The sequence below is a fragment of the Streptomyces sp. CA-250714 genome (genome assembly GCF_050936705.1).
Taxonomy (GTDB): domain Bacteria; phylum Actinomycetota; class Actinomycetes; order Streptomycetales; family Streptomycetaceae; genus Streptomyces.
This window is the reverse complement of sequence record NZ_JBNJMI010000001.1, coordinates 813,624-824,380: the sequence shown is the minus strand read 5'-3', so window position 1 is coordinate 824,380 and position 10,757 is coordinate 813,624. Positions and strand designations below refer to the sequence as shown.

General features: G+C 68.1%; 9 protein-coding genes. 6 read left to right on the top strand and 3 right to left on the bottom strand.

What is annotated here, in order from left to right:
- The first annotated feature begins 1 nt into the window (after nt 1).
- The 3 genes from ACQEU8_RS03835 (at nt 2) to ACQEU8_RS03825 (ending at nt 3,982) form a co-directional block, all read left to right on the top strand.
- Entirely contained in the window at nt 2-1,954 is a 1,953-nt protein-coding gene (locus tag ACQEU8_RS03835) for an FAD-dependent monooxygenase (protein ID WP_433096778.1), read from the top strand.
- A gap of 202 nt (nt 1,955-2,156) precedes the next feature.
- Nucleotides 2,157-2,675 (top strand): hypothetical protein, encoded by a 519-nt coding sequence (locus ACQEU8_RS03830; RefSeq protein ID WP_433096776.1) that lies wholly within the window; start codon nt 2,157-2,159, stop codon nt 2,673-2,675.
- A gap of 119 nt (nt 2,676-2,794) precedes the next feature.
- Nucleotides 2,795-3,982: a beta-1,3-glucanase family protein gene (locus tag ACQEU8_RS03825; protein ID WP_433096774.1), complete on the top strand. Its 1,188-nt coding sequence runs from the start codon at nt 2,795-2,797 to the stop codon at nt 3,980-3,982.
- 93 nt (nt 3,983-4,075) lie between these two features.
- Here ACQEU8_RS03825 and ACQEU8_RS03820 read toward each other — a convergent pair whose 3' ends face one another.
- Nucleotides 4,076-5,059: a hypothetical protein gene (locus tag ACQEU8_RS03820; RefSeq protein WP_433096773.1), complete on the bottom strand. Its 984-nt coding sequence runs from the start codon at nt 5,057-5,059 to the stop codon at nt 4,076-4,078.
- Between the two features lie 714 nt (nt 5,060-5,773).
- Between ACQEU8_RS03820 and ACQEU8_RS03815 the strand changes: the two genes are divergently transcribed.
- Both ACQEU8_RS03815 and ACQEU8_RS03810 read left to right on the top strand, forming a co-directional pair.
- Nucleotides 5,774-6,346 carry a hypothetical protein gene (locus ACQEU8_RS03815; protein WP_433096771.1) on the top strand — a complete coding sequence of 191 codons (573 nt, stop codon included), beginning with the start codon at nt 5,774-5,776 and terminating at the stop codon, nt 6,344-6,346.
- An 820-nt stretch (nt 6,347-7,166) separates the two neighbouring features.
- A complete protein-coding gene (locus tag ACQEU8_RS03810; RefSeq protein WP_433096769.1) occupies nt 7,167-8,060 on the top strand; it encodes a hypothetical protein in 894 nt (297 codons plus the stop codon).
- Between the two features lie 360 nt (nt 8,061-8,420).
- On the opposite strand, the gene ACQEU8_RS03805 is transcribed toward ACQEU8_RS03810, so the two are convergent.
- Entirely contained in the window at nt 8,421-9,326 is a 906-nt protein-coding gene (locus ACQEU8_RS03805) for an NADP-dependent oxidoreductase (protein ID WP_433096767.1), read from the bottom strand.
- 279 nt (nt 9,327-9,605) lie between these two features.
- On the opposite strand from ACQEU8_RS03805, the gene ACQEU8_RS03800 reads away from it, so the two are divergent.
- Nucleotides 9,606-9,992 carry a winged helix-turn-helix transcriptional regulator gene (locus tag ACQEU8_RS03800; protein ID WP_433096765.1) on the top strand — a complete coding sequence of 129 codons (387 nt, stop codon included), beginning with the start codon at nt 9,606-9,608 and terminating at the stop codon, nt 9,990-9,992.
- A gap of 477 nt (nt 9,993-10,469) precedes the next feature.
- Here ACQEU8_RS03800 and ACQEU8_RS03795 read toward each other — a convergent pair whose 3' ends face one another.
- A complete protein-coding gene (locus ACQEU8_RS03795; RefSeq protein ID WP_433096763.1) occupies nt 10,470-10,724 on the bottom strand; it encodes a hypothetical protein in 255 nt (84 codons plus the stop codon).
- Nucleotides 10,725-10,757: the final 33 nt, after the last annotated feature.

The following is a 10,757-nucleotide window of genomic DNA, read 5'->3' as shown; positions in this document are numbered from 1 at the left end:
CATGACCGGGTCCGGACCCTGCGTGGGACGGGCACTCGTCGTCGGAATGGGCGTCAGCGGCATTGCCACAGCTGCGCGGTTGCGCAGAGCAGGCTGGCGCCCCGTTCTGGTGGAAAGGGCGCCGGCGAGGCGTTCCGGTGGCTACTTCATCGTCCTGTTCGGTGCCGGCCGTGCGGCTGCGGTCCGGCTGGGCATGCTGGACCCTGTTCACGATCGTGGTACGACGACGCAGAAGCTCGACATCGAACGCGACGGCTCCAGTCGGCCGGGGATGTCCTTCTCCGACCTGCCCGGCAATCCGTGGACGATGCTGCGGGGTGACATCGAAGCAGCCGCGTTCGCTGTCCTGCCCGACGATGTGGAGACCCGCTACTCAACGGTGCCCACGGCGATCGACCAGGACGCCGACGGGGTCGACGTCACGTTGCTCGACCTCGCGACCGAGGCGTCGGTCACCGAACGGTTCGACTTGGTGGTGGGCGCGGACGGGCTGCGCTCGACGGTCCGTGCCCTGGCGTTCGGCCCGCACGAGAACTACCTTCGGCCGCTGAACTACATGGTCGCCGCGTTCCAGTTCCACGGCACGCCGGCCGGTCTCGAACCCGGTCAGGCGGTGACCCTGCTCGAACCGGGCCGCTCGATGTGGGTCTTCGCGTACCGGGACCACGACCCGACGGTCATGATGACCTACCGCACCGACGACGTCGACGCGGAGTTCCTCCGGCCGCCCGTGGCACGGCTCCGGTCCGTCTTCGGTCCGCAGCCGCTGGGCAGCACGCTCGGCGACGTCATGGACGCGGCCGAGACCGCCGACGAGCTCTTGTTCGACTCTGTGGAACAAGTCCGGATGGACAAGTGGCACGAGGGACGTGTGGTCCTCGTCGGCGACGCTGCCTGGTGCGTCACCTTCTACGCGGGCATGGGCGTCTCGTCGGGGCTCACCGGAGCTGAGCTGCTCGGTTCGATGCTCGAACGGCATCCCGGTGACGTCGGTGCGGCCCTCGCCGCCTGGGAACGGGCCCTGCGGCCTTACGTCGACCACTACCTGGACGGCGCGTTCGCGGATCGCAGGGTCTTCGTCGTGAACAGCCGACTCGAGATCCTGTTCCGGCGCATGGTGCCCCGGCTGCGCCGCTTCCGGCTCGGCAAGCGGCTCGTCGACCGGGTCGTGAGGATCGACGAGATCGCGAGGTACAAGAATCCCGACATCGTCGGCGAGGTAACGGGCTCCTCGCTGCAGAGCACCTCGGAGTCGGCAAAAACGGTGCGATGGTTATCCGTCGCGACCACTGGCGCCCGGCTGGGCATGCCGGGCGCCCGTGGACCCTGGAGCCGGGCGGAGGTGGTGAGCCTGCCGGCTCAGGGCCGGCTGCGGGCGGCCATGTCGCCCGCGGCGTCTGAGGCCCCTTCGGGTGCTCCGCCCGTCCGCGTGCCCTCGCGCACGATCCTTGCGACGATCACCGCGGTGACACCGGCGGGGATGAGCGCCATGGGCCCGGACACGGTCGGCCCGGAGCCCGCCACGGCCGCCATGCTTCCGACGAGCCAGGACTGTGACCAGCCGGCCACGAGGCCGGTCAGCGGCGTGCCCAAGGTGACGAACCAGCCGAGCGCGGACAGTCGTCGGGCCGCCGTGCCGGTGAACGGCTCGGGCTGCCCAGCGGCTCTCAGCAGCCGGGAGAAGAGCAGCAACGCGAGGGCGCTGAACAGCAACCAGGGCAGCCCGTCTCCGAGTCCGGCGGCACGCTGGGCTGTTGACGGGCTGTCCTGGCACAGGAGCGTGGTACTGCTGGAAGCCTGCACGTCCCTGCCGATCGGCAGGCTGTCCCGCGCCAGTGAGGCATTGCGCCAGAAATCGGTCTGCACGCAGACCGCTCCGTCATCGAACATCCGGATGACCCCCATGCCGGCGAAGGCGAGCCCGACCAGCAGCGCCAGCGCAAGGGACGCCTGAGCAAGGAGCCTGAATCGTGTTTGCATTCCCCGTCTTCCCGTCGATTTCCGCAGTGGCACGGCCTGCAACGGGCTTCGTGACGAAACAGTTCACTGCGCCGACCGGGACGCGACGAGCGCCGCAGCGGTCGTGAACCGCCAGGCTTCCCCTCCCGTTGAGGGAGCTGTCGGCGGAGTGTCGAGCAGATCGGAGTGTCAGCGCCATGCCACCGGAGCAGCGACAGCCCACGGGCCAAGACGGACAGCAGAGGGATTTCGGAGGCAGCAGCACTGCGCGCGAACCGCGGGTTGCACGACAGGCGGAGCAGAACAACGCGAGCGCGAACTACCTCGCCATGATCGGCGCCATGCAGTTGTCGGCTTCGGAGCAGGGCATGGAGGCCGAACGGAAAGAGCCTGAACGGAAAGAGCCTGCACGAGAAAAGCCTGGACGAAAAGACACTGAAGCCGAACGGCCGCCTCTCACCAAGGTTCCTCCGGGCGAATGGATGCTCCAGCAGCCCGTACAGGGCCTCTCCTCATCTTCCGAGAGGGCGGCAGCCACGCAAGACGAGCAACTGCGGCTGCGGCAGCGCGCCGCCGCAGCCAGACTCTCACCGGCCGTCCACCACCCCTCACAGCACATGGAGCGCTCCCGCCAGGACGGGAACCGATTCCACCCCTACCAGAAGCCCGCACAGCAGCCGACGGCCGACCAGAGCCGTCGGGGCAGGAGGAAGTGATCTCACGCGAAGTAAACCGTCGCTGCCTTGCACCCGTAGTGCCCCCTCGCACACCTACTGGCCACATCGCCGTGTGCGCGTCGGCGGACATGGCAGCAACAGCAAGGAGGCACGGGTAAGTGATCTCGAGAAGGAAGCTCCTCGGCGGAGCCACGGCCGCAGCGGCCGCCACCGGTCTCACACTCGCCGGCGGTCGCGCCATGGGCGGCCTCAACGCTGCCGGCGCAGCGGCCACCACGTCCAGCGCAGCGGCCACCACGCTCGGGCTGAGAGTCGTGAACAACTCCGGCGAATTCGACGACGCCTCCGTCTTCCTCTACATCCTGGGCGAAGTGGACGGTCAGCGCGTATACGCGACCCCCGCGGGCGAAGCCAAGCCCGTCACGCTCGCCGACAACGGGGCCGACGGCTTCACCGACTACGCCATCCCCCTCTCCGACATCCGCGGCCTCAACCTGCCCCAGATGGACGGCGGCCGCATCTACACAGCCCTCGGCGGCAAACTGAGGCTCAAAGCCGTGCGGGACGGCAACGGCAAGGCGTCGCTCGCGTACCCCGCCGGCTGGGTCGAGTCGGACCCCAACTACCCCGTCCTGCACGACTGCGTCGAGTTCACGTTCAAGGAATCCGGCATGTACTGCAACACCACCGCCGTGGACATGTTCAGCGTGCCGCTCTCGATCACCCTCCAGGGCAACAAGGAACAGACCACCGGCACGCTCGAGCCCGGAGGCCGCGGCAAGGCGTTCGCGGCACTGGCGGGCGGCGCGTTCGCCGACCTGGTCGTCGAGGACCGCCGCATCATCGCTCCGGGCCACGGCATCGACGCCGGCAAGTTCCCCGCCGACTACCTCGACGCCTACATCGACGAAGTGTGGGACGTCTACTCCTCCAAGGACCTGACCGTCACCACCGGCCAGGGCCGGTTCACCGGGCGGGTAAGTGGCAACACGCTGGGCTTCACCGGCCCTGGCCAGGTCACCATCGAGAAACCCACCACCCGTGACGTAGTGTTCTGCGACGGCGCCCTCGCCGCGCCCAACGACCACCTCGGCGGCCCCGTCGCAGCCGTCATCGGCGCCGCACTCAACCGCACCACCCTGGCCGCGCTGGACAACCAGCCCACCAGCGATCCCAGCCGGTTCCACCAGGCGAAGACGCCACACGAATACGTCAAGGTCATGCACGAGATCAACAAGGACGGCAAAGCCTACGGCTTCGCTTTCGACGATGTAGCGGGCCACGCCTCGTACATCGAGGACAGCGACCCAACAGGGATGACACTGACCCTGGAGCCGATGCGGTAGGCCAACGGAGGCGGGGAACGACGAGCGGGGCATACGACGGCGCCCACACGCCGCTGTATGTCCCGCCGTATGCCCCGAGGCCGCGTCAGAACGTCATCTGCTGTGCCGACGGACAGTTTTCGCGGCATCCGGCTTCTTGATGTGAGTACCAGGTGTACTAGGCGTACTGGGTGCCGAATGCGGCTGGGGGCTCCCGAGAGGGGGTACGGACGGCGCGTACAGAGAAGCCGCCGACGCGACCGGATTGACGGGGAGCGCGTTCTCGACGGGATTCCCGGGTGAAGTGGCCGCTGTGCGGGCGGGGTTGTGCACAGGGAGAAGCGGACCGCTGCTCGGCTGCTGCGGAGTCGCTTCGGAGGAGTGACTCTTCGTGTAACTCTCATAGCCGGAGTAGAGGAGCCGACCGAACTCCGCGGTCGCCAGTGCCCCCGCCCCGATGCTCTGCAACGTGTCGTTCTCCAGCCCCGCTCCCGCACACCACACGAGTGCGCCGGCTCCATGCCCCAGGAAGCCCCGGTCTTTGGTGGCCTCGCTCAAGTACTCGAGAGCCACGAACCCGAATCCCGCTGCCGCGGCTACGGGACTTCCCGTGCGATTGGCAACCGCGAAGGAGCCCATCTCCCCTGCGGCAAGCGCCTCTTCACGCCAGCCCTCCTCGCCGCGGTAATACCTCTTTGCCGCAGAGATGGCATTCGTGAGGGAGTTGATTGCCGGGCCCGCGGTCTTCAGGCCCCGATCGCCGAGCCCCGTCCCGGCAGCCCACACAAAGGCACCGACACTGTTGATCGCGTGGACGCCAGCTGACCAGTGCTGTTTGTTCTCAAGCTCCTTCAGCGACTTCTCCGCTTTGTAGGCGGAGATCAGGCCGAAGCCGGCCGTACGCAAGGTGCTGTTCTTGACCGCCCACCCGGCGGACATCAGAGCCATGGCGTTCGACATGGTGAACTTGTTCAGCGCGTCCCAGTACGGGGAGTTCTCGCTCGCGCGGGCGTCGTGCTGTCCCTCGTCCAGGTCGTTGAGCCGGACAGCCGCCCCTTCCGGGACGCCTCCTTGCGACCGAACGGTCGAGTCAGTCATATGTGACTCCTTCCCGGGCGGCCCGCTCGAGGACTTCACCGAGTTGTCCTGTGCCTCGACCCATCCGAGATCGGGAACCAGCGGGATCCTCCCTGCCGGTCACCAACGGATTCACGCCACCGGCGGTTCAATCACCACCATAGTTGGCCCTTGGCTTGGCCCTTGGCGCGGAACGAACGCAATCTCGCCGACCAGCAGGCCCGAGCGGCGCCCCTCAGACCGGGATCACCTACTCGCCCGGCGCCGGAGACCGTTGTTTGCTGCCTGCTTAGCCGGAGTGGTGGCTGACGACTGCGAATCCGAGCCACTTTTACTGCGCGGGCTGAAGTCCCGGATGCTTTTGGCGACAGAGTTGGTGGGCTCCAGCGGACTCACGGGCTCATGGGGAGCCGGGGTGCCGAGAGGCCTTGAGGGACGGGAGATCTCCCCGGGCGCGGCCCTGACGGGAGACTCGGCCCGGTCCATGGAGAGCTTGGGCGGCACAGGCGGCGGGGGCCGCTCTGTCGTCGGCGGCCTGGCATTTCCAGGAGAAGCTTGAGAAGCCGGAGAAGCCTGAGAAGTCATCGCCGCGCGTGCCAACGCCTCCTCGGCGCTTCGGGGACCAGGGAGTCCCCGGGCGCCATCGGGCGGGCGGGTCGCCACCTCCTGCCGCGCCCTGGCGTTCTCGACAACCGCGGCGGCTCTGGACAGCTCTCGGATGTCCAGCTTCCGCTCTTGGAGCTGCTTCCTCACCGCGTCCTCGACCAACGCCTTCATACGCGGATCGAGTTCCTGGTAGCGCTCGAAGGGTGTCGGCGCGGCTTCCGGACGGCGCTTCCTCAGGCGCCGTCGGCCATCTGCCTGCTGCCGCGAACGGTCGCCCTCCAGGAGTTTCCGCACCCAGTCCATGGCGGCGCGGAGCCTTCCCCCGCCGGATTGCTCTTGGCGCCGTATGGGCTGGTCGGAATCTTCCCCGGGGCCTGGCGCAAGGCCCTCGCCTCGGGTCCTGGGGCCTGGCGCAAAGCCCTCGGCTCGGCCGAGACGCTCTGCCAGAGCACGGTCCTGCCTGACCTGCTCGACATTGCGCAGGTCAGCTCTGATGATCTCCCTCGCCAAGGACCTGGCGAAGTCGAGGCTCTGCCGATCGGGCTGCTGCTCCGGCATACGGACGTCCTCCTCCGTGTCGCGAGCGACTCCGAGGAGGAGAACGGCTCGGCGCGGCCATCGGTTCACTCGCCCAGGCGCCTGCACCGTGAGCACGGTGGCCGCGATGTTCACCCCCAGCACGAGAAGCCGCCTGCCCAGTGATCACGATGAGTTGCCCGACAGTTACGAACGTTCGACGCTAACGTCGTCGTCGCGGGGTGGCGCGACGAGAATCAGAGGGAGGCGTGCGACTGGCTTCCCCTTGGCTCTGCTCATTCCGTGACGCGTGCGTCGGGGGAGGTCCTGCCCGCCTGATCGCGCTGGCCAGTGCGCTGTTCAGACCGGCGCGGGCTTGTTCACGCTGATCGTAAGCGGGGGGAGTTCCCAGACGTCGGAGCGCGCTGGCTACCGCGTTGTTCAGACCGACGCGGGCTTGGTCACGCTCGTAAGACGGGGGAGGTCCTGCCCGTCGGCGCGCGCTGGCCAAGGCGATGTTCAGGCCGGCTCGGGCTCGTTCACGATCTGATCCACCCACGAAATCCAGTGGCTCGGGGTTGAGGCGCCAGTCGCGATCACCGTCCAGCGGCTCGGGGGCCTGCTGCCAGTAGTCCTCAGGCATGCCGGCCTCCTTCCTCCTCGATGAGCTGTCCAACGTGCACAACGGATACCGGCGTCCGCCGGTTCATGAAGTCAGGCAGAGGTCGCGATGTGCGGGGCCCGGAAACAGCTCAACGCACAGCCGGAGGCCGTGAGTTCACCCGAAGTTCAGCTGTCGTCCCTGAACCGACCCATTTCCCACTTCGTAGCTGCGCGCAGCAGCAATTCCGGCGCGGAGCTCTGAAGGAACAGGACGGCCCTGTGGAGCTTCTCGTCAGTCAGGAGGCGATTCGGCATGGCACCACCCGACGACGGCGGGCACACGCAAATACCTGATACCTGGGGGCCAGATGCCAGTTCGCCCAGTAATTCGGGCGGAGGCCGGATGTCCGCCGAACTCAGTGACCTCGACGGGAACGGCCCGGAAACCGGCCGTCGGACCTCGGTCGATTCAGCGGGACGGTACAGCTTCAGCTCCATCGTTGACTTCTATCTGAGCCCGCTGTCAGAAGTCTCCAGCCCCCGCACGGCGGTGTCGGCGGAAAGCGTCGAGGCCGCACGACCGGATACGGCTCCGGAGCCGCCTCGATATCCGCCGGTGCATCGTGCCGTGAACGAGACCTGGAATCTCCTGCAGCGCTCCACGGTGGATGCACTGCGGGCCTCGGCCCAGCAAGCGCATGAGTGGTATCAGCGAAGTGGGGGCCCGCAGAAAGTCGACGGAGCCATTTCCGGATTCACCTACGGGATGCAAGGGGCCGCCTTCCTCGCCCGGGACAAGAAATGGTATGCGGCGGGCGTCGCTGCGGGAATGCTGGCGGTGGGGCACACAATGGTCAAAAGCAAGAACAGGACCTACCAGCAGTGCGCCGCGGCCCTCATCGCCGCGGCTGGAACGCTGAGTTACGCCTACGGTGCCTCCGGCGATTCCGCAGCCAACCACTGGGCCAGGGGCCTGGGACAACTGGCCGTCGGGGGAGGATCCGCGGCGATCCCCTGGTTGGGCGGTGATGAGCCGGCCACGACATCGCGCGAGGCCGATCCACCGTCCCCGTACCACCACCCGGCCTATGGCCAGGGTGACGGCAACCCCCGGCCGATGAATCCGACAGGGGGCGCCGCGAACACGTATCTGCCTCCACTCGGAGAGGCGGACAGCCGCCCGACGACCGACTCCTCGCGCCACGCGCTTCAAGCAGATCCCCGCCATCAGCCAATCGCGTGCCCCACCCCCACCGGTTCCCCGAGCCGCGCGACCGCAGCCCCCAGGAGTCGATAGCGCAGCAGGGCGGACGGCCGCCTGGTGTCGGCCCTGTAGTCCCAGCTCGGACACCGGGGAGCAAGTAACTCGCCGGTAGCTTTCAGGGCTTCGCGGCGGCGGTCTTCTTCGGCCGGCGGGCAAGGTCTTGGTCTTGGTCGATGCACTGCTCGATGACGTGCAGCCGATCCCGCGCTCGCGCAGCTCGGCGCCGAGGGGCACCAGGTGCAGCACGGAGCGGGGGAGCCGGTCGAGCCGGGTGACCTTCAACGTGTCGCCCTCGCGCATCCGTCAGTGGCAGACGTCCAGCGCTGAGCAGTCAGCGCCGGCCCACCAAGATCATCACTTGGCGGGCCGGCGCATCTGTGCCATGCCAACGCTTCAGATGCAGATCACGATCTTTCCGCGTGTGCGGCCGCGCTCGGCGTGCGCGTGGGCGTCGGCGGTCCGCTCCAGGGGGTAGGTCTGTTCGATACGGGGTGTGTAGCGGCCTTGCCTGCCCAGTTCCGCCGCCGCGGACAGGAGGGTGGAGTCGTTCTCCGCGTTGACCACATGCGTGCCCAGGCGCTGCCCGCCTGCGTGGTCGGCAACCGTCGCGACGCGCGTCGGGTCGCCCGTGATCGCGACGAGGTCGTCCAGGGATCCGGAGGCCGCGGTGTCGAGCGCGATGTCGACGCCGTGCGGAGCAAGAGCGGAGAGGCGCTGCGCGAGTCCGGGGCCGTAGGTGGTGGGAGTGGCGCCGAGAGAGGTGAGGAACTCGTGGTTGCGTTCGCTGGCTGTCCCGATCACGGTGGCACCTTGTGCCACAGCGATCTCGACTGCCGCGCTGCCCACGCCTCCGGCGGCGCCCTCGACGAGAAGGGTGCGCCCCGCGACGGAGCCGAGCGCGTTCAGGCCACGCATCGCGGTCACGGACGCGAGACCGGCGCCCGCAGCCTGCTCATCGCTCCACGTGTCGGGGGCATGGGCCCAGGCCGAGAGGATGACCAGCTCTGCGGTTGCGCCGGTGACACCGCCCAGCCCGAAGACGCGGTCGCCGATGCTCACCCCTTGCACTCCCTCACCGATTTCGTCAACCACGCCGGCGGCGTCGCGCCCGGGGATGGCGGGCAGCTCCAGGGGAAGCAGCTGGTGCAGGGCGCCGGTGCGCAGCTTCCAGTCGATGGGATTGACGCCGGCCGCCGCGACGCGGACCCGGATCTCCCCAAGTCCGGGGTGGGGGTCGGGGGCCTGCTCGACCACCAGGCTCTCCGCTCCGCCGTATTCATGGAAGCGAGCTGCACGCATAATGTCCTGCCTTACCTTTATAGGTCGAATGGGTTCATTCGACGCCCGTTACTCTCAACTTGACGTTGACGTGAGGTGCAAATCGGCAAGCCGGCTGCCTTCCCGCCAGAGGAGGACGGGTGCGGACCGGTGAGGGTGCCGAGCAGGCGGGCGGCCACGCGCCCCGAGAACCACGATCCTGCCCGTCGTCGGAATACCTCCCGTTGAGTCGATGCTCCAGAAGATATCCAGAGGGTCGGTCACCATCTGGATACCAAGACCGGAGACGGGAGACCCTCGATGACGCAACGGCCACCGCTGCCACCCGACTTGTTCGACGAGCTGTGCCCGTCCTCGCTGCTGCCTTTCCGCTTCGGTGACAAATGGGCATCCATGGTCCTCCGCTGCCTGGAAGACGGCCCGCGCAGATACTCCGAACTCCGCGTGCCACTGGGCCGCGTCACTCCGAAGGCGCTCACCCAGTCACTCCGCGGCTTGGAGCGGAACGGGTTCGTGTCACGCACGGTGTACGCCGACCCGAAACTGCGGGTGGAGTACGCGCTGACACCGCTGGGACGCAGCATGCTGGAGCCGCTGGCCGCCGCGTGCCGATGGGCGACCGAGCACTGGGACGAGTTGCTCGACGCCCGCGAGGGCGGCGAGGGCGGCGTCTCCTCCATCGGCTGACTCGAACCTGCGTTGGCGCGTGCCGCACCGGACGAGCCGCACCTCTGTGTTGATTCGGGGGAATCGCCAACAGCGTTGTCCGCGGTCCAGCCGTAGCCGCCGCCCGCAGTGAAGATGCCGGAGGTCTCGGTGAAGCCGGCCCGGTCTGCTGAACGACGCCGGCCGCGTCCTGTCCCTGACCGTGCGCCAGCCGGCCTCGGTCTGCCGCCGCCTCCACAGCCGCGCGACGACCTCCTGCTCCTGATGCCCCAGCACCGGGTCGGCGGGCAGCACGACGCGTACCCGCACCGGCTCGACTGCGTCGTTGGAGGACATCGTCGCGGGCCCACCGTGAACAGCGAGGTCCGGTCCCACCAGCCCCTCCCAAGACGGCGACCACGACGCACGTCACAACCGCCACCACACGCCTGATCATCGTCGCTCAGTCTGGTCCGGACCGGGGCGCTTTGGGCGACCCACCGGTGCTGGCGGGCAACGCTATCGGCGTAGAACGAGCTGTACGACGACCGCAGGGTGGTGCGAACCTTGACCTTGAAGACCTTCTCGTTCGCCTTCGGCCTCTGCCACCAGGTCGCGCAGCGTCTTCTCCGCGACCACCGGATACAGCGCCGTGCCCACCACCTCGTCCGGCTTGCCGATCGCCGCGTCGGCGAGCTTGAAGAGGATGCCCTCCCTGCCCCGGACCTTCTTCAGCTCCGCCGTCAGCTGCCTCTCAACCCGCCGCTCAGGCACGAGCGTTGATCTTTCCGCTCGACACGGCACTGC